General features: G+C 54.1%; 20 protein-coding genes, 2 tRNA genes and 1 pseudogene. 1 reads left to right on the top strand and 22 read right to left on the bottom strand.

The features are described 5' to 3' along the window. Window positions 1–325 precede the first annotated feature (325 nt). Genes RDM37_RS04880 through RDM37_RS04905 form a run of 6 tightly spaced genes read right to left on the bottom strand, consistent with a single transcriptional unit; the run spans window position 326 to window position 8,804 of the window. Window positions 326–2,182 carry an ABC transporter ATP-binding protein gene (locus RDM37_RS04880; RefSeq protein WP_308555505.1) on the bottom strand — a complete coding sequence of 619 codons (1,857 nt, stop codon included), beginning with the start codon at window positions 2,180–2,182 and terminating at the stop codon, window positions 326–328. Between the two features lie 25 nt (window positions 2,183–2,207). Further along, the gene (locus tag RDM37_RS04885) at window positions 2,208–4,163 is read right to left on the bottom strand and encodes an ABC-F family ATP-binding cassette domain-containing protein (protein WP_308555507.1); all 1,956 of its coding nucleotides are present in this window, start codon (window positions 4,161–4,163) and stop codon (window positions 2,208–2,210) included. Next, on the bottom strand, window positions 4,163–6,142 hold the full coding sequence (locus tag RDM37_RS04890; RefSeq protein WP_308555509.1) for a tetratricopeptide repeat protein: 1,980 nt from the start codon (window positions 6,140–6,142) through the stop codon (window positions 4,163–4,165). The genes RDM37_RS04885 and RDM37_RS04890 overlap by 1 nt, the downstream gene beginning before the upstream one ends. Window positions 6,143–6,147: 5 nt before the next feature. Continuing rightward, entirely contained in the window at window positions 6,148–6,714 is a 567-nt protein-coding gene (gene def / locus RDM37_RS04895) for a peptide deformylase (RefSeq protein WP_308555511.1), read from the bottom strand. Between the two features lie 26 nt (window positions 6,715–6,740). Further along, window positions 6,741–7,166 (bottom strand): Holliday junction resolvase RuvX, encoded by a 426-nt coding sequence (ruvX, locus tag RDM37_RS04900; RefSeq protein WP_308555513.1) that lies wholly within the window; start codon window positions 7,164–7,166, stop codon window positions 6,741–6,743. Window positions 7,167–7,181: 15 nt separating this feature from the next. Then, window positions 7,182–8,804 (bottom strand): ABC-F family ATP-binding cassette domain-containing protein, encoded by a 1,623-nt coding sequence (locus RDM37_RS04905; protein ID WP_299366926.1) that lies wholly within the window; start codon window positions 8,802–8,804, stop codon window positions 7,182–7,184. Between the two features lie 491 nt (window positions 8,805–9,295). Between RDM37_RS04905 and cls the strand changes: the two genes are divergently transcribed. Next, window positions 9,296–10,726 carry a cardiolipin synthase gene (gene cls / locus RDM37_RS04910; protein WP_308555515.1) on the top strand — a complete coding sequence of 477 codons (1,431 nt, stop codon included), beginning with the start codon at window positions 9,296–9,298 and terminating at the stop codon, window positions 10,724–10,726. Window positions 10,727–11,175: 449 nt separating this feature from the next. On the opposite strand, the gene RDM37_RS04915 is transcribed toward cls, so the two are convergent. The 16 genes and pseudogenes from RDM37_RS04915 to yajC form a co-directional block, all read right to left on the bottom strand. Further along, window positions 11,176–12,750 (bottom strand): Rne/Rng family ribonuclease, encoded by a 1,575-nt coding sequence (locus tag RDM37_RS04915; RefSeq protein ID WP_308555517.1) that lies wholly within the window; start codon window positions 12,748–12,750, stop codon window positions 11,176–11,178. A gap of 745 nt (window positions 12,751–13,495) precedes the next feature. After that, on the bottom strand, window positions 13,496–13,768 hold the full coding sequence (locus RDM37_RS04920) for an HU family DNA-binding protein (protein WP_297115021.1): 273 nt from the start codon (window positions 13,766–13,768) through the stop codon (window positions 13,496–13,498). 253 nt (window positions 13,769–14,021) lie between these two features. After that, window positions 14,022–14,093, bottom strand: a tRNA-Glu gene (locus RDM37_RS04925). An 80-nt stretch (window positions 14,094–14,173) separates the two neighbouring features. Continuing rightward, window positions 14,174–14,425 (bottom strand): 30S ribosomal protein S20, encoded by a 252-nt coding sequence (gene rpsT, locus RDM37_RS04930; protein ID WP_296928642.1) that lies wholly within the window; start codon window positions 14,423–14,425, stop codon window positions 14,174–14,176. 80 nt (window positions 14,426–14,505) lie between these two features. Next, window positions 14,506–14,577: transfer RNA gene (locus tag RDM37_RS04935), tRNA-Glu, on the bottom strand. A gap of 190 nt (window positions 14,578–14,767) precedes the next feature. After that, window positions 14,768–15,646 (bottom strand): NAD(+)/NADH kinase, encoded by an 879-nt coding sequence (locus tag RDM37_RS04940; RefSeq protein ID WP_299366939.1) that lies wholly within the window; start codon window positions 15,644–15,646, stop codon window positions 14,768–14,770. A gap of 90 nt (window positions 15,647–15,736) precedes the next feature. After that, window positions 15,737–16,126, bottom strand: coding sequence for an HIRAN domain-containing protein (locus tag RDM37_RS04945; protein ID WP_308555519.1), 390 nt, complete (start codon window positions 16,124–16,126; stop codon window positions 15,737–15,739). Further along, a complete protein-coding gene (locus RDM37_RS04950; protein ID WP_308555521.1) occupies window positions 16,123–16,938 on the bottom strand; it encodes a J domain-containing protein in 816 nt (271 codons plus the stop codon). The genes RDM37_RS04945 and RDM37_RS04950 overlap by 4 nt, the downstream gene beginning before the upstream one ends. A gap of 580 nt (window positions 16,939–17,518) precedes the next feature. Then, on the bottom strand, window positions 17,519–18,241 hold the full coding sequence (locus RDM37_RS04955; protein WP_308555523.1) for a TatD family hydrolase: 723 nt from the start codon (window positions 18,239–18,241) through the stop codon (window positions 17,519–17,521). 182 nt (window positions 18,242–18,423) lie between these two features. Then, on the bottom strand, window positions 18,424–18,636 hold the full coding sequence (gene yidD / locus RDM37_RS04960; protein WP_293964623.1) for a membrane protein insertion efficiency factor YidD: 213 nt from the start codon (window positions 18,634–18,636) through the stop codon (window positions 18,424–18,426). Window positions 18,637–18,768: 132 nt separating this feature from the next. Next, window positions 18,769–19,167 (bottom strand): annotated as a pseudogene (locus RDM37_RS04965) (ribonuclease P protein component); the annotation flags it as partial. Continuing rightward, on the bottom strand, window positions 19,164–19,913 hold the full coding sequence (locus RDM37_RS04970; protein ID WP_308555524.1) for a uroporphyrinogen-III synthase: 750 nt from the start codon (window positions 19,911–19,913) through the stop codon (window positions 19,164–19,166). The pseudogene RDM37_RS04965 and the gene RDM37_RS04970, both read right to left, overlap by 4 nt. A 38-nt stretch (window positions 19,914–19,951) precedes the next feature. Further along, window positions 19,952–20,650, bottom strand: a complete 699-nt coding sequence (locus RDM37_RS04975) for a DUF4271 domain-containing protein (protein WP_299366956.1) — start codon at window positions 20,648–20,650, stop codon at window positions 19,952–19,954. Between the two features lie 15 nt (window positions 20,651–20,665). Next, a complete protein-coding gene (gene coaE, locus RDM37_RS04980) occupies window positions 20,666–21,322 on the bottom strand; it encodes a dephospho-CoA kinase (protein WP_308555526.1) in 657 nt (218 codons plus the stop codon). Between the two features lie 20 nt (window positions 21,323–21,342). Beyond that, entirely contained in the window at window positions 21,343–22,356 is a 1,014-nt protein-coding gene (locus RDM37_RS04985) for a CdaR family protein (RefSeq protein ID WP_308555528.1), read from the bottom strand. A 30-nt stretch (window positions 22,357–22,386) separates the two neighbouring features. Continuing rightward, window positions 22,387–22,716 carry a preprotein translocase subunit YajC gene (gene yajC / locus RDM37_RS04990; RefSeq protein ID WP_308555530.1) on the bottom strand — a complete coding sequence of 110 codons (330 nt, stop codon included), beginning with the start codon at window positions 22,714–22,716 and terminating at the stop codon, window positions 22,387–22,389. Window positions 22,717–22,919: the final 203 nt, after the last annotated feature.

Raw genomic sequence — 22,919 nt, forward strand, 5'->3', positions numbered from 1 at the left:
CGTCAGCCTTGAGGTCCGCACACTTCACCCACTCCACGGCGATCTCGCAAATCTTACGTTTCAACCAATTCCTACGTAGGAAATCCGAAACATCCACGTGGAAAATAAAAACCCTCCACGTGGACGCAAAATAAAACTTCGGAAGAATGAAATGAAACTTCGGAGGAATCAAATGAAACTTCCGAAGAATTTTTTCCTTCCCACGTGGGTAATAAAAAACATCCACGTGGAGATCGAGTTTTTCACGTGGATGTTTTTGTGAGAGGTCGTAACGCTTCGATCCTCTCTGGTGACTTGTCGGTGTCTCTCGCTCCTAAACTGATCGTTACTCCTTGAACTGTATCTGGTAGAGCTGGGCGTAGAGTCCGCCGCGCTCGAGCAGCTCTGCGTGAGTGCCCTGCTCGACGATCTGCCCCTCCTGCATGACGCAGATGAGGTCGGCGTGCATGATTGTGGAGAGGCGGTGGGCGATGACGATGGTGGTGCGGTCGCTGACGAGACGCTGGATAGCCTCCTGGACTAGTTGCTCGGAGACATTGTCGAGTGCCGAGGTCGCCTCATCGAGAATGAGGATGGGCGAGTCCTTGAGCAGAGCTCGTGCTATGCTGAGTCGCTGACGCTGCCCGCCACTGAGCTTGCTGCCGCCGTCACCGATGTTGTACTCGAACCCCTCGGGGAGCTGGTCGATGAACTCGGTCGCATTGGCCGCCTCAGCAGCAGTGCGTACCTCCTCGTCGCTGACGGCGCGCTCCATGCCGAAGGTGATGTTGTTGCGTATCGTATCGTTGAAGAGGATCGGCGTCTGATTGACATAGCCTATGAGCTCCCTTAGTTCGCTCGCCCGTACCTGCCGTATGTCAGTGCCGTCGATGGTGATGCGCCCTGAGGTGACGTCGTAAAAGCGGGGCAGCAGGTCTACGAGCGTACTCTTGCCGGCACCCGAAGCTCCCACGAGCGCGACCATTCGACCTTTGGGTATGGTGAGCGACAGGTTGTGCAGTACCCACGGCTCTTCGTAGCGGAAGGAGACATCTTCGTAAGAGATACTCCGCTCAAAGGTAACGGGCAGTGGCTCCGCGGGATCTGTGATGCGCTCGGGGTAGTCGAGGATGGTTTGTATGCGAGTCATCGAGGCAAGCCCCTTTTGGATCGAGTAGGAGGCACGGCTTAGCTCTTTGGCGGGATTGATGATGCTGTAGAAGACTACGAGGTAGTAGATGAAAGCATCGGCCGTGATGGAGCTATCACCTGCAAAGATCAAGTTGCCGCCGTACCAGAGGATGATCGCAATGGCGGTGGTGCCGAGAAACTCGCTCATGGGGTGCGCTAAGCCTTGCCTGGCATAGACCTGCGAGATGGTGCGTCGATACTGTTCATTGGCTTTAGTAAAGCGGTCAGAGATCTGCTGCTCTGCATTGAACGCCTTGATGATGCGCAGCCCCGAGAGGGTCTCCTCGACCATGCTCATGAGCCGTCCCCACTGCGTCTGCCCCTCGAGGCTGTCTCGCTTGAGTCGCTTGCCCACGGCCCCCATGACGTAACCGGCTATCGGCAGGACGATGAGGACGAAGAGGGTGAGCTCCCAGCTGATCGCAAAGAGCGCTACGAGGTAGATGATGATGAGGATGGGGTTCTTGATGAGACTCTCTAGGAGGTTGATGATGGAGTACTCGATCTCGGCAACATCTCCCGAGAAGCGGGCGAGGAGGTCGCCTTTGCGCTCTTCGCTGATCAATGAGATAGGCAGCCGGAGGAGCTTGGCATTGAACTCATTGCGCAGATCCTTGACCACGCCTGTACGGATCGGCACGAGCATATAGATGCCGCCATAGGTGACGCCGACCTTGATGAGCGTCATGACGACGAGGTAGATGCAGAGGAGGAGTAGCGTGCGAGCGGGGCCGTACTGCTGGATGAGCTGGTAGACGTAGTAGTTGAAGTTGCCCACGATATAGTCTATCGCCACGCTCCACTCCGAGGGCCGTAACCAATTGATGCCGTCGAGCGCATGGTAGACGGGTGTGGTCTGATCCATGCCAAAGAGGATGCGCAGGATCGGCATGATGAGCGAAAAGGCGAGCAGGTTGAGCAGCGCCGAGAGTATGTTGGCAATGATGCCACCTGTTACGTAGTGACGGTAGGGGCGAATATACTTGCCGAAGAGCTTGAGGAACTGTCTCACGGGTTGGTTGGCTGGCTAATTACTACTATTGGATCTCCTCCTCGTACTCCATGAGCGCAAACTCGGCTTCCTCCCACTGAGGAGTGATCTCTTGGATCTCTTTGTTGACCTGGGTGTACTGATCGATGAGCTGCGGGGTGGCTGCCGTGGCTATCTGCTGCTCTAGCTCAGCAAGGCTTTTCTTGAGTTGCTCTAGCTGCTCACCGAAACTCTCGGCAGTGCGGCGTAGGGTGCGCAAGCGCTTTTGCTGCTCTTTCTGCTGCTGGTAGTCGAGCTGGGGCTGGGCTTTGGCCGCTGGCTGTTGGTCGTTAGCCTTTGGCTGTTGGCTGTTAGCTGTTGGCTGTTTGTCGTTGGTTGAGGGCTGTTGGTTTAGCTCTTCGTGGAGGGTGGCGAGGTAGCCGTCGAGGCCGTCCATACACTCGCGTACGGCTCCATGGCTAAAGGAGAAGATACGGTCCACGAGCCCCGAGAGGAAGTAGCGGTCGTGCGAGACGACGATAACAGTCCCAGGGAAGGCTGCGATGGCTCGCTTGAGGATCTCTTTGGTTCGGATGTCCAGATGGTTGGTCGGCTCGTCGAGGATGAGCAGGTTGGCCGGCTCTAGGAGCATCTGCATGATAGCGACACGAGCGCGCTCACCACCACTGAGCACGCTGATGGGCTTGTCGGCTACCTCCCCGCCAAAGAGGAAGGCACCCAGCATATCATTGATATGCAGTCTCATATCGCCACGCGCCAAGCTGTCGATAGCCTCACGGATGGTCTGGTTGGCGGGTAGCTCCTGCGCCCTATTCTGAGAGAAGTAAGCGACCTCTACGCCATGCCCTATCTGAAGCTTGCCGGTATACTCCTCTTGTCCCATGATGCAGCGCATGAGGGTTGACTTGCCGGAGCCGTTCTTCCCGACGAAGGCGACCTTTTCGCCACGCTTGATGGTCATCGAGACGCCTCGTAGCACCGAGAGGGAGCCGTAGCTCTTGTCCAGTTCCTCGATGATGACTGGGTAGTCGCCACTGCGCCCCGCCATCGGGAAGGTGAAGCTGATGTGCCGTGTGTCTATCTCGTCGAGCTCGATCTCCTCGATCTTGTCTAGCTGCTTGATGCGGCTCTGCACCTGTGCGCTCTTCGTCGGCTTGTAGCGAAAGCGCTCGACGAAGGACTCGATGTCTTGGATCTTCTTCTGCTGATTCTCGTAAGCTCGCTTCTGCTGCTCCAGACGCTCCTCACGTAGCGTGACGTAGTGGCTGTAGGAGGTCTTGTAGTCGTAGATGCGTCCTAGCTCGATCTCGATGGTGCGGTTGGTGACGTTGTCGAGGAAGGTGCGGTCGTGCGAGACAAGCAGGAGCGTGACCCCACGGGCGATGAGGAAGTGCTCGAGCCAGTCGATGGACTCGATGTCTAGGTGGTTCGTCGGCTCATCGAGAAGGAGCAGATCGGGATTGCTCAGCAGCACCTTAGCCAGCTCGATACGCATACGCCACCCGCCGGAGAACTCACGCGTCGGCCGGTCGAAGTCGCTCCGCTCGAAGCCTAGTCCGAGGAGCGTGCGCTCCATCTCGGCAAGGTACTGCGACGGGTGATGCATCTGTATCAGGTCGGTGAGATGTCCGTGACGCTCGATCAGCTCTAAGTACTCGGGCGAGTCGTAGTCGGTGCGTGTCGCTAGCTCTTCGCTCAGACGGTCGTACTGATCGTTGAGCGACTGCACATCCTTAAAGACCTCCTCGACCTCCGCACGCAGCGTGGTGTGGTCGACAAGCTCTTTGACCTGTGGCAAGTACCCTATGGAGAGGTCGCGGGGACGGCTGACGGCACCACTGGTCGGTTGCTCGATGCCGACGAGGATCTTCATCAAGGTTGACTTCCCCGCCCCGTTGTGCCCGACGAGTGCGACTCGCTCGCCTTTGCTGATGACAAAGTTGATTGAGTCAAAGAGGAGTTGCTTACCAAAGTCTACCGTAAGGTCTTGAACGGATATCATCAGCGTGTCTGGATAGTGTGGATGAGAGAATAAGCCTGATAGATGCCCAGCTCGCCTGCACGGCTCAAGTCATCTATCGCCTGCTCATGCTGCCCCTGCTGCTCCAGGAGCAGAGCACGATTGTAGTAAGCTTCGCCAGCTTGGGGCAGTAGCTCGATCGCCTTAGTGTAGTCTACGATCGCTTGATCCGTATGTCCCAGCGACTGGTGCAGGTGCGCCCGATTGTAGTAGAGATAGCCTATCTGCGGGGCATGGCCGATGGCTGTAGTGAGCTGACGCATTGCCAAGTCGTACATGAGCGTCTGCTGCTTAGCGTCTGTGAGCGTCTCTGCCTGCATGAGGCGCGCGGTGCTCAGCGCGAGAAGCGCGAGTGGCTGCTGAGGAGCCAGCTCGAGACAAGCGTTGAACTGTGAGACCGCCTCGCCGATGTCTCGTAGCAGAAGCTTGTCGATGCCCATACGCAGGTGCCAGTCGGCCGTCTGCTCTGTGTCACGAGCCTGCAGGCGTGCTATATCCTCCAGCACGACATGGAGCTGCGTGCTATCTAGCGACTGCGTGCCGACGGCAAGCAAGAGACGAGGCTGGTAGCCCGTGCGCTCATTGTACGCCTCTAGCTCTGCGGAGAAGTTGGAGCGAGGCAAGAGCTTGTCGTGACTCTTCTGCACGAAGTAGGTCAGCTCGTAAGCGGGGCAAGCCTCTGACGAAGTGGCTTGCTCTTGGATCGATCCGCGTAGTGAATTGCCTCCCGTAGTAATCGAAGAGGGCGTCGCGTCGCTGCTCGCAGACTGTAGCTCTGCGTGATGATCTAGTGCGTATAGTTCTTCGCTAGCCACACTCGAGGCGGTGCTGTCGGCAATGGTTGGCTTAGGTGCTTTGACCTGCCCACGCTCTAGCTTGTAGGCGAACCAGTAGTCTCTGTCGGCTCCAGCAGCATCACCGAGCAGACGCTTCACCTCCGAGCGCTGATAATAACCCGAGAGGAACTCAGGTCGACGGCCTAATATATAGTCTAGCGTCTCGATCGCCTCACGATACTGTCCCGTCTGAGTCTGTACCAAAGCTAAGTTAAAGTGTGCCGTCAGATTGGTCGGTTGTAGCCGCACCACCTCTAGCAGATCTTCGCGAGCTCCCTGTAGGTCGCCCACCTCGATACGTAGCAAGGCGCGGTTGTGGCGAGCGACCGCATCGTGAGGCGTTAGGAGGAGTGCCTGATTGTAGTCCTCCATAGCACCACGGTACTCTTTCAGCTTGTAGCGTGTCAGTCCACGATTGATGTAGTCGCTAGCTTGGCCAGGCTCCTGCTCTATGCTCTTGTCGTGATAGCGTAGTGCCCCCTCGTAGTCTCCCCGCAGGTAAGCAATCGTCGAGAGCATACGATAAGGCGCAGCACTCAGCGAGTCTATCGCCAAGCCCTCGGCTATCCGTCCCTCTGCTGCGACCGTGTCTTGCCGTCGCAAAGCTATCTCTGCTGCGAGGAAGTAGCCCCGCGCTTCCTTGGGGTGACGCTGCGTCAAGGCAAGTGCTGCCGAGTCGGCACGCTCATACTGCTCGGCACCGTAGAGCGAGCCTGCTAAGTTGAACGAGAGATAAAAGTCGTCAGGCGTGATCTTGAGCGCTTGCGCATAGTCGGTCGCTGCCTCCGCATAGTGCTGCAGATTGTGCCGTGCCGCCCCCCGTACCATATAGGCTCTAGAGAGGAAGGGGTTGCGCTCCAGGCAGAGCGTCGCGTCTCGCTCGGCACCCGCATAGTCGCCCAGCATAAGCTTGGCAAAAGCTCTGTAGTAGTACGGATCGGCCATCGTGGGCGACACCTCGATCACTTGGTTAAAGTGCTCGATAGCGACCACATAATCCTTGAAGCCGATCGCATTGCGCCCGATCGTCATCACCCGCTCCGTATCTATCTGCGACCAGAGCGTAGTGCTCCACACACAGAGCGTGCAGAGCAGCAGAGAGAGTGATCGTAGTAGCGGACGCATAAGGACTAATGTATCGGATTGCGCATGACAGGGTAGCCGACACGTACCCGCCCGTCGGCTATATGCTGTAGCTTCTTTTTGATCAAGCGCTTACGCATCGCCGAGATGTGATCCACAAAGAGCTTGCCATCTAGGTGATCATACTCATGCTGCACCACCCGAGCCGCAAAGCCCGAGAGCTCTAGATGCTGTGGCTCAAACTGCTCATTCATATAGTCCACCACGATCGACTCTGGTCGTACGACCCGCTCGTTAATGCCAGGCAAGCTCAGGCAACCCTCAGGCTCCGAGCAGGTCTCCTCGCTCAGGGAGCGCATGTGCGCATTGATCATGACTAGCTTGAGCTGGGCACACTCAGGGTACTCCTCAGCAAGAGGTGTTGCGTCGATCACCTGCAGACGTATGTTGCGCCCAATCTGTGGAGCAGCCAGTCCGATGCCGTCGCTCTCATACATCGTCTGCCACATATCAGCGATCAGCTCGGAGAGGTTCGGGTAGTCAGGCGTTATATCCTCGCTCATGTTGCGTAGGACGGGATGCCCGTAAAGGTATATAGGTAAGGTCTTAGCCATAAGTGTAATCGGTTAATTCTCTGTTTTTAGTGAAGCATACTCAAGCTCTCCAGATAGCTCTGTAAGATGATGGTCGCACTGACACGATCCACCAGCCCTTTGTCCTGTCGGCGTCGCTGCTTGCCGATGCCTGCCTCGCGGATCGTCTGCTGCGCCAAGACAGAGGTAAAGCGCTCGTCCACATACTCTAGACGTATCTGAGGATAGAGCTGTCTCAGCTTCTTAGCCAAAGCTTGTATCGCCTGCCACGTCGCTGAGGGCGTTGCGTCCATCTGTGTCGGCTTGCCGAGAACGATCGTCTCCACCTCCTCACGCCCCAGGTAGTCCGCCAGATAGTTGAGGAGCTGATGCGTAGGCACCGTGTCGAGTGCACCCGGAGTGATCTGTAGCGGATCGGTCACCGCCAGCCCCGTGCGCTTGGTGCCATAGTCGATAGCGAGGATACGAGCCATAGGCGTGTGGTCCCTTTATGCGTTGTAGTACTTCTCGCGGAGCTCAGCAACCTTCGGGTCGGTGATGTAATCGTCGTAGTTGATGATACGGTCGATGATCCCATTTGGAGTGAGCTCGATGACACGATTCGCCACCGTGCGGATGAACTCGTGGTCGTGGCTGGAGAAGAGCACATTCCCCTTGAAGGAGATGAGCGTGTTGTTGAACGCTTGTATCGACTCCAGGTCCAGGTGGTTCGTCGGTGTGTCGAGGATCAGCACATTAGCCCCTGGGGGAAGCATCATACGGCTGATCATACAGCGCATCTTCTCCCCTCCCGAGAGGACCGAGGCGCGCTTATTCACCTCCTCACCGCTGAAGAGCATACGCCCCAGGAAGCCCTTGAGATAGACGTCGTTCGTATCTTTGGCAAACTGCCCGAGCCAGTCGAGGATCGTCATATCGGTGTCGAAGTAAGCGCTGTTGTCCAGAGGTAGGTAGGCGGTCGTGATTGTCTGCCCCCACTCGTAGCTACCCTGCTGCGCCTTGCGGTTGCCATTGATGATCTCAAAGAGTGCGGTCATAGCACGTGGGTCGTGGCTGATGAAGACGATCTTGTCGTCTCGCTCTACATTGAAGGTCAACCCCTTGAAGAGTACCTCCCCCTCGTCCGTCACAGCCGAGAGGTCGTTGACCTCCAGAACCTTGTTGCCTGGCTCACGCTCTGGTTGGAAGAGGATGCCTGGGTAGCGACGTGACGACGGCTCGATCTCGTTGATGTCGAGACGCTCCAGCATCTTCTTGCGGCTGGTCGTCTGCTTGCTCTTTGCCACGTTGGCACTAAAGCGACGGATGAACTCCTCGAGCTCTTTCTTTTTCTCCTCGAGCTTCTTATTCTGTTGCTGTTGCTGTCTGAGCGCCAACTGGCTAGACTCGTACCAGTAGCTGTAGTTACCAGCGAAGAGTCTCACCTTGCCAAAGTCTATATCCACCGTGTGGGTCGATACGGCATCGAGGAAGTGACGGTCGTGGCTCACCACGAGGACGGTGCTCTCCGTCTCGGCGAGATAGTCCTCTAGCCAGGAGACGGTCTCCAAGTCTAGGTCGTTGGTAGGCTCATCGAGGAGTAGGTTGTCCGGCTTGCCAAAGAGACAGCGTGCTAGTAGCACACGCACCTTCTGCTTACCGCTGATGTCGCCCATCAGGCGGTAGTGCAGATCCTCCTTGATGCCGAGGCCACTCAAGAGGGCTGCCGCCTCGCTCTCAGCGTTCCACCCATCGAGGTTGGCAAACTGCTCCTCGAGCTCAGCCGCCTTGACACCATCTTCGTCAGTAAAGTCTTCCTTAGCGTAGATAGCGTCCTTCTCCTTCATGATCTTCCAGAGTTTGTCATGCCCCATCAGGACGGTATCGATGACGGTATACTCATCGAAGGCGAAGTGATCCTGACTCAGCACCGAGAGTCGCTCATCGGGTCCGAAGCTGACGGTACCACGTGTCGGGTCTAGATCTCCGCTAATCATACGGAGCATGGTCGACTTGCCGGCGCCGTTGGCACCGATGATGCCGTAGCAGTTGCCCGGGGTAAACTTAAGGTTGACGTCGGCAAAGAGCACGCGCTTGCCAAACTGTATCGTGAGGTCGTTGACTATAATCATCTTTCTATTCTATACTGTCTTCTGTCTTGATCTGATAAGGAGGCGAGCCCATCGCAGTCTCGTCGCCAGCCTTACCCGTAGGCGAGCTGCACATAGAGACGGGCTAATCTGCACAAAGGTACACATTTTTGAGGCGTGACGCCTTATCGTCGCCACCGATTATCCCGATCTCCACGTGGATACTCCCCAATAGCCCACTGGAAAACAACAATTCTCCAGGGAGCTATTGCGACAGGAGTGTCTATCTGGCGGGCGATGGGTACGGTAAAACAATCACCGTGAGACGTTTTCCAAAAAACTCTCCAGCCTTGGAAAATAAAATTTCCAACGGTGGAAAAGTAAATTTCCAAGGCAGGAAAAATAGTTTTCCAAGGGAGGAAACTAAACTTTCCAAGGAGGGAAAAAGTATCTAGTTCGTATGGTCAAGGGAATATTACTACCTTTGCGATAGTGAGTCCGCCACACTGGCTGGCTCCTAGAGTGGATGATCTATGTGGACGACTGTACTGACTATCCTATACACGCTCCTAGTCGTGGGCGTGGTGGTGGTGATCCTGACGGGAGGCGATGACATCTATCGGATGTTCTCGTGGCTGATGGTCGTGCTTTTTATACCAGTGGTGGGGATTATACTCTATCTGCTCTTCGGTCGCTCGACAGCTTCGATGAAACTGATACCTAAGGACTTCCTGAAGAAGATCAATCGTATGCCTGTGGAGCATACGGACTTTGACTTTCATCAAGCAATCCTAGAGAACCCTTACTACAGCTCTCTGGGCAAGTTACTCTACAATAGTGACGATCGTACGGTGCTGGCGGCCTCCTCGATGGAGGTGATCACGGTCGGAAAGGATAAGTACCGACAGCTCTTTGAGGATATTCGCTCGGCAAGGCAGGAGATCCATCTGATGTACTACATCATCGCCTCTGACGAGCTGGGGGTAGAGCTACGTGACCTTTTGGTGAGCAAGGCTCGCGAGGGGGTTCAGGTACGGGTCATCTATGACGGGCTGGGCTCCTTCTGGAGTGATGTGAAGGGCTTCTGGAGGCCGCTACGTAGAGCTGGCGGTCAGGTCTATGCGTTTCTTCCGGTGCGCTTTCCCTTTTTTGATCTTCGCATCAACTACCGCAACCATCGTAAGGTGGTGGTGATCGATCAGCGTATCGGCTACTTCGGGGGAATGAATGTGGCGCAGTACTATAAGCAGGGCAATGAGCTGGGACAGTGGCGGGATACACACTTTCGCATCGAGGGTAGTGCGGTGGCGGGACTGCAACGTGTTTTTCTGGTGGACTGGGCTGTGGCGGTGCGCAAGCACTTTGACCTAGAGCCTTACTTCGCAGGGATCGATCGAGGCACTTCTTACGAGCACCCTATAGCGATGCAATTTCTTACTAATGGGCCCCAAGCGCATTGGCAGACGATCGAGCAGGCTTTCATCAAGGCGTGCTCGATAGCGCACGAGGAGATCTTAGTACAGACCCCTTACTTCCTTCCACCAGAGGGACTGCTGATGAGCCTGTGCAGTGCTGCTCTGCGCGGTGTACACGTCTCCGTCATGCTACCTGAGCGTGGCGACTCTTATCTGACGCAGCGTGCCTCAGACTCTTATCTGGCGCAACTACTGCAGGCTGGCGTGGATGTGAGACGCTATAGGGGTGGCTTCCTACACTCCAAGCTGCTGGTGGTGGATAGGCGCATCGTAGGTATCGGCAGTGCTAATATGGACTTTCGTAGCCTAGAGATCAATCTGGAGGTAATGTCCTTCGTCTATGACAAGCAGATGGCTGAGGAGCTGAGCAAAGCCTTCGAGGAGGATCTCAAGGAGTGTCATCAACTAACTCTAGAGGAGTGGAGTGAGCGCTCCTTCTGGATACGAAGTCTAGAGGCGCTGGCTCGCCTCTTCTCCCCGCTCCTATAAGTACGGACACAAAAAAGCCTGCCGACTATGGCGACAGGCACAAAAAAGCCGCACTGCGGATTAGAAAAACTCCGAAGAACATACAAGTTTTGAGGATCCATCACCCTCTGAAGTCCACTGGAGCAACGAGTGCTCACACACTCACGAGGAGTCTGTCGAGGCCGGTCATCAGGTAGATAGAATGATCTCGGAATAGTCGATTAAATTTGAAGAGTTTCCGTATCGAGCAGTGCGGCTATGGGTCTGCGCCGTCTACATATACTATGTACTAAGATCACGCTGCGCACACACCTATCGGTGTCTTGCTACCACAAATATAGAGCAATATTCTGAGTCTTGCAAATTGTGATGGCACGAGACGACGTAAAAAAGAGTCCCTACGAGGGTATGGATGCTCTCATAGGGACTCTTTGCTTATTTATCGTATAGCTACTTTGTGTAGCTGGTTATTACTTCTCTAGCTCTACTGGATTACGATCTTTGTCGTAGATCTTGTAGTCTAGGAGTGCTACATCTTGATCTTCGATCAGCTTGATGTTTTTGGAGTATTTCTTCTTCCACTTAGTAAAGATAGAAGATCCCAAGAGGGGAGCCTTCTTGATATAAGCGACGACGTAGGGATGTAGATGCATGGCGAAGTTGCGTATCGGCTTGTCGCCAGAGGTTAGCTGGGCTATGACCTCCTCTAGATCATCGGTAAAGGTGATGGAGGTCTTGATCTTTCCCGTGCCTTGACAGGTAGGACAGGTCTCCTCGGTGCGTATGATGGTCGCCTGACGAACACGCTGTCGTGTGATCTGCATGAGCCCAAACTTGCTCAGAGGGAGTATCTTGTGGGTAGCGCGGTCATCTGCCATGAGCTTCACCATGTGCTCGTACAGCTCCTTGTTGTGGGCTGCTTCGTTCATATCGATGAAGTCGATTACGATGATCCCTCCGAGGTCCCTCAGCCTGATCTGTCGGGCGATGAGGTCTGCCACGGCCATATTGACATCAAAGGCGGTCTCCTCCTGTCCTGAGGTGCGACGAGCCTTCTTGCTACTATTGACGTCTATGACGTGCATAGCCTCGGTCTGCTCGATGATGATGTTGGCTCCATTGCGTAGGGTGACTTTGCGCCCGAAGAGGGTCTTCTTTTGCTTTGTCACACCACAGGCATCAAAGAGAGGGCGCTTACTGTCATCCTCATAGAGTGTGACGATCTGCTCTCTACCTGGGTCGATGTCGGCTACGTAACCTCTGAGCTCCTTGTAGTAGTCTGGATCGTTGACGACGATCTTCGTAAAGGTCTTGTTGTAGGAGTCACGGATGAGGTTGATAGCGCGGTTTCGCTCCTCGTAAATCTGTGCAGGAGCCTTGGCCCGGACCAGCTTCTTGATACTTGTCTCAAATCGATCTATCAGATCCATCATCTCCTCGACGAGCTCTTGAGTCTTCTTACCAGCAGCTTGCGTCCGGATGATGGCTCCGTAGCCACTCTTGATGACACTCTGCACGATCGTCTTAAGCCTCGTACGCTCCTCCGTGGAGCGTATCTCGCTAGAGATGGCTACCTGATCGCTAAAGGGTACTAAGACTAGAAATCGACCCGCTATGGAGAGCTCTGCTGAGAGGCTAGGTCCTTTCGTTCCGAAGGCTTCGCGTGTTACCTTGACGAGGATCTTGTCTCCCTTCTTGAGTCCCGAGTTGATGATATTGCCATCCTTAGGAAGGGGGGTACCTTCTTTGACTTTGTCAATGGGGGGTACCTTCTTCTTTTCCGCTATATCTTCTAATAAGTGAGTTGTCGCTCCAAATACTTTGCCTAGATCATTGTAGTGAAGGAAGCCATTCTTCATGGGGCCTATGTTGACGAAGGCGGCGTTGTTGCCTCTGACCACATTGTCTACCTCGCCGAGCAGGATGTCTCCGACAGCGTAACGGATGTTTCTATTCTCCGTGCGTAGCTCTACGAGCTCGCCATCTTCGAGCACTGCCATAGACACCTCTTTGGGCTTTACATCGATGATTAGTTCACTATTCACGGTGTCTCAAATAATCTGTGCATTAATAGATTGGAAACGTGTAGAGGTCTAGTATGACCCGCCTCTTCTCTCCTCCGTCTCACAGCCACGTCGTGCCACTGCACTGCCCCGAGCTGGTGAGCTGTCGAAGTACCTAATCGCTACACCTCTACTGGAGTAGCTGGTCTCTATGCGTATCTCGATAGTGACTCCAGAGAGTCGCTAGATACACAGAGAGGGGTGGTCTACAGATGCTGCCGTAGCACACGTAGCACGGGTTATATCTTCTATAGAGTCTGCTAACAGACCCCGACAGATGGCCGTGAGAGGTGACTACTGCAGGATGATAGGATGAGTTGCTATGCAACGAAGCCAACCACAACCAGCCCCTCATCGGTGAGAGGTCGGTCATGACGGCTTGCTTGGTACGTTTCGTTCGTCAAGATTAGATCGCCATACATACTGTGATGGCTATCTAGTGAGTAGACTAGGACTCCCTAAGACGATCTGCTCGCCTAAGAGAGATCACATACGGTCTCCTCGACCGAGTGCCTACTACTTCTTCTTATGACGATTCTTACGTAGTCTCTTTTTACGCTTGTGCGTCGACATCTTGCGACGCTTGTGCTTCTTACCGTTTGGCATAATTGATTCTTTTGAATTGGTCTATATTGGATCCAAGGTCATGAGGTCCGTAGCTAGCCTCTATGCAGAAGCAACCGATGTCTTCCTCAGGACTATCTGCCTCGACTCACCCCCTAGGATACTATTTGATTATGGCTGTGAATGCCTTCGAAGGCTTGAACGTAGGAACCTTGCGAGCTGGTACGATGATCGTCGTCTGCTTGGATATGTTGCGAGCAGTCTTCTCTGCGCGCTCCTTGACGACAAAGCTACCGAAGCCTCTGAGGTAGACATTGTCTCCCTGGCTCATAGCGTTCTTGACTGTATCCATAAAAGCCTCTACGACCTGTAGTACCTCCTGGCGGTCCAAGCCTGTCGTGTCAGCTATGTTCTTTACAACTTCTGCTTTAGTCATGTATTCTTAGTAATGGGTCTTATTAATGATTTGCGATAAGGCGTCATGCTACGAGTCCGAGAGCGCGCATGGTGGATAAATGTACATAAAGCAACCCACACCAATCTGCTCTAGCGTAAAAAAAATCAGAGGAGTGCTCTCGATCTTGTCCAAGAACACTCCTCTTCTTTTTGATATATGCTCGCTTGTGGTATCAGCCCTGTGTCTTAAAGCGACTTAGAGGAAAGGGAGGTGGCTGGCAAGGCTCTATATGTAGCCCCTAGGGGAGTCGAACCCCTCTTTCCAGGATGAAAACCTGGCGTCCTAACCGATAGACGAAAGGGCCAAATCGTTGCGCCAGTATCCTTTTAATGTAGAGTTATATCCTCAGCGAACTGATACAGTATTGCGATGTGTCGTCGTAGACTAGAGAGAATTGAGGTGAAGAGCCATCTTGGACTTCAGATTCGCAGCCTTGTTGCGATGGATGATATTCTTACGAGCTAGACGATCTAGCGTAGAATAAACCTTCGGCAAAGCCTGCTCAGCTTCCTGACGATCGGTCATAGCACGGAACTGCTTAACCATCGTACGCGACGTCTTGCTCGCATAGCGATTGCGAAGGCGACGTGTGGAACTCTGACGGATTCTCTTCAGCGTTGATTTATGATTTGCCATTCTTGTGATACTTAATTACGTGGTGTACTGTCGATATGCGAGACTCGCTACGCGAAGCACTGCATATCAGCGATTACTTGTAGCCCCTAGGGGAATCGAACCCCTATTTTCAGAATGAGAATCTGACGTCCTAACCGTTAGACGAAAGGGCCAGTAGCTACTTACCAACTGATGCCGAATGTTCGGCTCTCGGGCAATTGTGATGCAAAGGTAATACAAATTTTTCTTCTGGCAAAAGATTCTCGCAAGAAAATTCTCCAAAAGAGAGATCGCGCCGCAGAAAATACGACTCAGCAAGCTGATAGTCAAGCCCTTACAGAAAGTTTGCTCAAAACAGACTTTCTACCTCAAGTCACGACCCCAAAGGAGCTTCTCGCGAATTACTTGAGCATAAGGCTTGTGTGAGAGGCGCAACAGGTGGGCGCGCTTGTCACTCTTGCGAGCAACGATCTCGACACCACAGTCGTAGACCCGCAGATTACCATCGATCACGATAGAGAAGGTGGGATGTAGCGAGGAGACTCTCATCGTCAGCACACTGGTGTCGGGGAAGATGAGCGGAGCCATGTTGAGCGTGTGAGGTGCTATCGGCACCAGCAGCAACGTCTGGCACTGAGGCGTCACGATAGGGCCTCCTAGGCTGAGCGCATAAGCCGTCGAGCCCGAGGGCGTGCTCACGACCAAGCCGTCGGCAGCGTACTCAGCTAGCAAGTCGCCGTCTAGATCTACGCGTATCTTGATGATAGATCCAGTCTCTCGTTTCTGCACCGCCAGGTCATTGAGCGCTGTGCCGACATGCTCTCCCGCCACACTTACATCGATCAGCGAGCGGGGCTCTATATCGTACTGCCCAGCCAGCAGGTCATCAAGGTGATGCAGAGCTTCTCGTGGCTCCATCTCGGTCATAAAGCCGAGGTGCCCGCAGTTGATCGCCCATATAGGCAGCTCCACGTCTCGCAACTTGTGCACAGCTCGCAGGAGGGTACCATCACCTCCGAGGCTCAGAGCGATGTCGCCATAGGGCGTCTCTCCACCCAGCCGCATCTGCGGATAACCCTCCGGGATGCCCGCCTGCTGCAGTGCCTCCCAGAGCGGTGCCTCTATATAAAGGTCTACACCATGCTCTGCGAGTGCCGTCAGTAGTGCCGTCACATCGTCCGTGAGCCGCATTGTAGCGTGGCTCCCATACACTGCTATCGTATTTATCTTGTGCCTATCCATCGGGGCTGTCTGATTGCATCGCTACAAAAGTACCGAAAAGAAGGCAGACCCCCAAAGTGGCTCCCTGCAAAACAATCGAATGCGTAGCACTCACTCGATCATAAAGAGCTTGGCCGATATGCGTACCCATTCATTGATCTTCTTGACCTGGACGACCCGAGCGTAAAACTCTTTGCCAGCGTCCATCAGCCGTGATATGACTAGGTTGAGCTCTTGTGGCACATAGCCTATGCGGTGCTCCTCGTAGTAGATGGCGATAGCGTTTTCGTCGTGCTCGTTTTGTGGCTGTCGCACCATACGTAGCACTGTGTCGGGCAGTAGCGTAGGGTAAAGCTCCTGTACGATAGGGCAGAAAGTGGTCCCAGCGACTACGATGTCTAGGAGGAAGATCTCCCGCTTGGGTAGTCCTAGTGCGTTGATGCCTTCAGTGCCAATGAGCGCTAGTAGCTCGGGGCTGACTGGTATGATCTCGTTACTCATAGATTATGTGACTTATATTCCTCCATCAGTGTGATGATCGTCTGCATCTCCTTCTCGCTCTCCTCGAGCTCCTGGATGATCGCTTGCAGCTCAGCTTGCTTCTCTAGTATCTTTACGGGGCTTGACAGTAACTCTTTCTGATCAAATGGGAAGCTCTTCGACCGCTTGGCCATCCTAATCTCGAGGGTACTCTTCTTCTCTCGTAGTTTTTCGATTTCAGCCGAGAGTGTCTCAGGATCTGAGGGGAGCTCTTCCGAGTGCTTCTCCTTGTTGAGTAGAGCCAGCACAGCTCGTAGCTGCGGTAGGTCTCCGATCTGATAAGCCTTCACTGTGATCAGAAAGAGCCGCTTGTCCTCCTCCGTATAGTGTGGGTTGAGGTCTGGGTGAAGTCGCTTGACGAGGGTTTTGTAGATCTCCTTGAGCTCTTTGGTCTCCTCGGGAGACAGGCGTGGCCTGTCCCAATACTCCTTAGCCGCTTTGAGTTGAGCCAGCTTTCGCTCCAGGAGCTGATGAAACTCTAGCCGCTGCTGCGCCATCTGCTTGTCTATCTCGACGAGGTCGGGTGCTTCGTCTCGATTGATGTAAGCCTGCAGGAGCGACCGCCTGAAGCGGAGCGTGGCCAAGGAGAGCCCTAGACGCAACTGGGTGTACAGCAACTTGCCGAAGTAGTGCATGTAGAGCGCAGATAGGTGAGGCGCCTCGTGATCCGTCATCTCCTGATACTGGGAGACGAGTGCCGTGTAGTCCGCGACGAGCGTCTCGTACTGCTCCCGAAGCCTCTGATACTCTGGTGAGCATGCTAGCGGGTTCATATCTGTCATGGCATTTCTTCTGTTAGGGCTAATCTGGGAACTAAGATAGTGTTTTTAGCGCAAAGAGCTTACGCTTTCGCGGTGCTTAGCAGGGCTGACGCACTATAATCGCTCTGTCAGGAGCTACACATGAGCGACAAGCGAGGAATAGATGAGGTTACTATATATATAATGTGTCAGCCATGGATTGGCTGTTGGCTATTGGCGGTTGGCTATCGAAACCATCGGATCTATCAGAGTGATCGGATCTCTAACTTCTAATTTCTAACCTCTAGCACCTTTACATATCTTTACGGCGAAATTTGTCCGATTCCCTCCTTTTTCGAATATCCACGTGGGGAATCTCAAATCTCCACGTGGATATTTTTTATTTTCCACGTGGGCGTGATTCATTTCCTCCGAAGTTTCATTTGATTCCTCCGAAGAATTTTTTCTTCCCCACGTGGAAAATAAAAATTCCCCACGTGGATATTTCGAAATATCCACGTGGAAATCACTTTTCTCCGACACAGCTCCGTTTTGATATGTAGTCGGTTCTAAATTATTGTAACGATCCGGCGTTGAATTTGCCCTGCGGAGCTTAGCTTTCGATCTGCTTCCAGAATGGAGTCGCCGCCACTCGGCTTACCAAGGCCTCTGGCGTGGTAGCTAGCTCCCCGGCGATGTGGGCGTAGGTCGCCTCTATAGCCTTTCGATGCGTAAGTCCGTTGGGGATCTCATCGGTCTCGACGAGGAGAGCCTTCGCCTCATAGGCTAAGTGCAAAGCCTCAGCATCGTAGCGACGGCCGAAGGAGAGCACAAAGCCCTTGCTCAGCATCATCTGCGCCACCTCTCCCCTAGCGCGAAAGCCGTGTAGCACCATCGGGGGGAGCTGCGCAAACTCTTGCGCCATCTGACTACGCACTTTAATCATCTCAGCCCACGCACGTACCGTGTGTAGGAGGATCGGGCGCTGTAACTGACAGGCTAAGCGCATCTGCGCCTCTAGCCAGACGAGTTGCTCTGCGAGTGTCGCATTGCTCCGCACCTTGTCGATGCCACACTCGCCGACAGCGACGATCTGTGGAACAGTTGCTAGGCGACTCTGCATCTGATCAATGAGTGGTGTCAAGCTCCCCTCTGGAGGCAGTGACCAGGGGTGAAAGCCTATTGAGTAGAGCTGGCCCTCCTCGATTGCGACACCACCGCTCCACTCGAGACTGTTGCATAAAGGCGAATCGCTGTGTTGCTTTCGGGATTCGGCTTCGGTCACATACGGAGGTATGCTCCCTTCAGACCTCACCCTCAGCGCCTTGCGCTTCATCCTTTCTGCAAAGTCAGGACAATCTTGCCAGCAAGATTGTGAGACTCTTGACTTTTGCAACAGTCTCCACTCTGTGTAGGTGAGCGAGCGAATTGCTTGACAGCCTACCTCGGGGCTGTGCGTGTGGCAGTCTAGAAGTTTGGGACGGCCTGTGCCTTGCTCTGCAGCTCTGATCTCCTGGCTCATTGTCGTGGTGGCACGGGGTCGTAACCCACATGTCGATTGAAGGGGTTACACCGTAAGAGTCTCCAGATAGTTAGCCAGCTTCCCTTCAGAGCTCCATGCACCCTCAGAGCCTCTAGTGCGTACTGCGAGCAGGTCGGCGTAAAGCGACAGCTGGGTGGTAGTAGCGGCGAGATGAAGTGACGATAAAACTTGACTGGGTAGCTCAGCAGGCGTACCGCTAGCGAGAGTTGCTGCGAGTCGTCTTGTGCAGCTTGTGCAGTCTGCTCCTGACGATCGGTTGCGGGTTCAGTAGCGGGGGAGGTTGGGTTAGCTTTTTCTATCTCCTTGACGATACGTGCTATGGCCCGCTCTACCGCTTGCTCTAGCTCTGGATAGGTCGGCATCGTCTTAGCGACAGATTGTAGTGCCACTCGTATCGTACAGTGGTGCTGTGTCGCAGCCTGCCAGAGCGGAGCTTTGTGGAGGCGATAAGCAGCGCGGGTCATGCGCTTGATGCGGTTGCGATCTACCGCATGCTTGAAGCGACGCTTAGCGACCGAGGTCATGACAGCCACCTGCGCCTGCTCTCCTGGCGTCTGCGTGACAATAGGCTCTGCGAGCCATACGATGCGGATGGGGTAAGAGACAAACGAACGCCCACAGCTATGCAGTCGCTCTATCTCCTCACGCAGATAGAGTCGCTCACCTTTGGGTAGACGTTGGTTCTGGTGGGAGCGAGGGGAGTCTTCCTCCGTAGTCATCCCTCTTGCTCGGCAAGGTAGTTGTGAAGTAGCTTAGGCATCGGCGGATCCTGACGACTGCCCGTAGACTTGATATCTACTCTGAGCCCTAGCTCCTCAGCTTTCTGTGCGGTCTTAGGACCTACGGTAGCGATGATCATATCCTCCTGCTTGAAGTCAGGGACATTCTCAAAGAGCGAGGTGATCCCTACGGGACTGAAGAAGATGATCATATCGTAAGGTAGTGGCTTCTCAAGCTCTAGCTCACGAGGTATGGTGCGGTACATGACCGACTTGGTATAGTCTATCCCCGCATCTGTCAGTAGGTCAGAGAGCTTAGCACTGTGCTCCTCTGCGACGGGGAGGAGGTACTTCTCCCCTTTGTGCTTGACAATCACCTTGACAAGGTCTTCGGTACGTCCTGTCGGTGAGAAGAAGACCTTGCGCTTGCGGTAATTGACAAACTTCTGTAAGTATGGCGCGGACATCTCTGAGCTGCAGTAATACTTCATCGTGTCTGGCACCGTGATGCGCATCTCTTTCATCAGCGTGAAGAAGTGCAGGATAGCAGTACGAGAGGTAAAGATGATGGCTGTGTAATCCAATGGATTGATGCGCTGCTGGCGAAACTCTTTTGCTTCAACTGTCTCGACACGAATGAACTGCTTGTAGTCAAGCTCCACTTGATGCTTTTCAGCGACTTCGGTGTAGGGGTTGGCCATCAGTGGAGCGGGCTGAGAGATAAGTATTTTTTTAATCCGTGACATACGCACAGGCAGGGGCTAATGGTATATGATAGATTCTTTCACAGGATCAGCATTCCAAAGCCTATGAGATAGGCAAGAGGAGCCATTTCCTGGCTGCAAAGGTACAAAGAAATAAGCAAAGGAGTCACCCCAGCCTCCCCGAGCCAGCGCGCTGTGGGCACGATGATCGCAAGGCGCCACAAGAGGATTACAGAGATCGACAGCCAGAGTGCGACCCCCTGCCAGACGCCCGCCAGTAGCAGCAAGGAGCTCAGGTAGAGAGGCAGCGGCCACAGCCACTCCAAGATGCCGTAGTGACGCACCCAGTGTAGGTAAAAGGCTGAGTCTAGATAGATCCCCGCCAGCAGACGGTTGATACCTAGGTACAGTCCGCTCAGGATCAAGCTGCAGAGTGCTAGAAGCCCTACCTGCGAGAGCGTCGTCCACAGTTCGCCTGAGGGAAGAGCTGCATAGTAGCGTAGTAGCAGATAGCCAGTCACGCCGACCAGCAGATGACGCTGCAACCCTCCGAGGATCGCATAGGTGCCGACAGATACCCGATGCACTAAGCTGCGAAAGAAAATGTGTCCTCTATTATATAGTAGCGCATCTACCGAGCGAGACAAGAGAGAGCCGACCCACATCTGCATGAGTGCTGGGAGTAAGAGCAGCATGAGGAGCAATAGTAAGATGATATCCTCTGCTCCTCGATCTACCCCAAAGGGAGTCAACGTCCACAACCCGACCGAGCTCTCCATACACGCAAGACCAATCTACAGAGTGGCTAGATGAGAGCGTAGCTGCGCCACCTGCTCCTCCAGATCCTGCACCCCATCATTATTGATCTGATAGAGAGGGAGCTCTGGATACCTCTGTTGCAAATCTGTAAAGGTGTACGAAGCTTGACGAGCGATCCGTGCCTGCACCTGCTCGCGGGAGGCTCCGTCGCGCTCCTGGACACGAGCCACACGTACCGCCTCAGGAGCCGTCACGACGACCACAGCGTCGCAGAGACGATAGAAGCCTGACTGCCACAAGATAGCACTCTCTAGGACGACCCACCCCTCGGGGGCATCCTGCTCCCTCGCCCACGCCGTCAGTCTCTCAGACACATAGGGGTGAATGATCTGCTCTAACTGGTGCAATAGCGACTGACCCATATCAGTTGGTGCGAAAACTTTGCGAGCTATCTCGTCATAGCGAGGCTTTCCCTCTGAATTATAAACTTCTGCACCTAATAATGCGACCACTTGTTGACGCACCAGCTCGCTCTCGGTGTAAGCTCCACGAGCTACCGCATCGCTATCCATCAGAGGTAGCCCCGCCTCGACAAGCATCTGACCGACGAAGCTCTTGCCCGCACCGATCCCTCCTGTCAATCCTAAGATGCGAGGGGGCCTTGAGAAGGAGGTGAGCTGCTTTTCGGTCATGACTCAGTAGCCACTACGGCTCACGGCTCAGCTGTCTCTAGGATATACTGTACCGCCTTGGGAGAGGGAGTAGCGCGCACCACCCAGTCGGGTAGTCCCTGGACCCTTACGGGTAGCATCTCTGGTTGTTTCTCGCCCTGCTGCACAGCTTCTGCGAGCTGTTGCAGATCGACCACCACCGAGACCTTGTCCCCGATAGGCTTATTGTAGTCTGTGATCGGCATCGTCAGGGTCAGAGAGACACGAGCTGGGAGCAACTTCGCGACAAAGCCTGAGGGCGTATTAAGCGCCTCGACAGGTAGCTCGATGCGTCTCTCCGTCAGCTCGACGACTGAGATCTGTAGCTGCACACTATCGGGCGAGGTATAGACGTGGGGGATCTCTTCGAACGGCACAAGCACCAGTTTGTCTTGCGATAGGTTCTTGTAGGTCAATGCTTTGGTATGCATCTCGCTAATCCCCGCTAGGGCTTCACGACTACCATACAGCTCGACCGTCGTAGGAGTCATCGTCAGCGGCAGTACCATATAGCCATCCTTAGCAGAAGTCGACACGTGGTTTACCACTGGCACCTCTTTCCTCTGGAGAGGGAATGCGCGCAGCGAAATCTGATTAGGATAGATGTCACGGATCTGTATAGAGCTCCCCAAGCTCTCCCGCGCCTTCTGTGTCAAGACGGCACTGCTAAAGAGGATACGCCCCCCCTGCGGCACTCGCTGTGGCATAGAGAGCGAAATCGGAGGCACGCCCTTCATCCAGCGGAAGAGGAGCTGAGAGCCTTTTGCCGAGACGCTGACATCTAGCGTCGTCGGCTGATCCCCCTCTAGTCCTATCTCTCCCGGCATCTCCTCATATACGATAGGTACATGAACTATCGAGGTCGTGCCACGTGAGAGCGTCTGCATAAACCATAAGACGGTCGCTAGGAGTACCCACACAGCGATCGCCAGCAGTCGTCTCAAGCGAGGGACACGCTGCTTACGCACCACAGGATCTCCACCTGTGCGGAGCTTAGGGGTCAGATTGAGTCGCACCGCTCCCGTCTTAAAAGTTCGGAGAGGCTATTAGCGTGCGTTGGGGTCCGTGCCGAGCGGATAGACCGAGCTCTTGGCAATCTCTATGCAGACGTCACGAGCTATCTCCACCTCAAAGGTCTGCTCGTTTACCTTGCGGATCTCGCCATGCACACCACCTGCCGTTATGACTGCATCGCCTACAGCGAGTGCATCACGCTCCTGCTGTAGCTTCTTCTGACGCTTGCTCTGAGGACGGATGAAGAAAAGCCAGAAGATCAAGATGATGACTGCAAAGAAGATAAGCGTAGACCACGAAGAAAGACCGCCCTGCGGTGCTGTCGGTGTTGCCTGTGCTGCCTGTAGAAGGAATATATTCATAGGTATCTATAGTTGATGAATTCAATTACTCCTGCAAACTTACAAAAAACCGCCCGCATAGCACATCGTCCACGTGGTAAACTGCAAATCTCTACGTGGAGATCAGACGTTAGCTTATCTAGCACCCTCTATCAGCCACCCTCTATCACGTATTTTCCACTCCAAAATGCAATTTGGAGTGGAGCTCGCCCTGCTCCGGACGC

Origin of the sequence: uncultured Porphyromonas sp., from assembly GCF_902489635.1 — a bacterium.
Classification (GTDB): domain Bacteria; phylum Bacteroidota; class Bacteroidia; order Bacteroidales; family Porphyromonadaceae; genus Porphyromonas.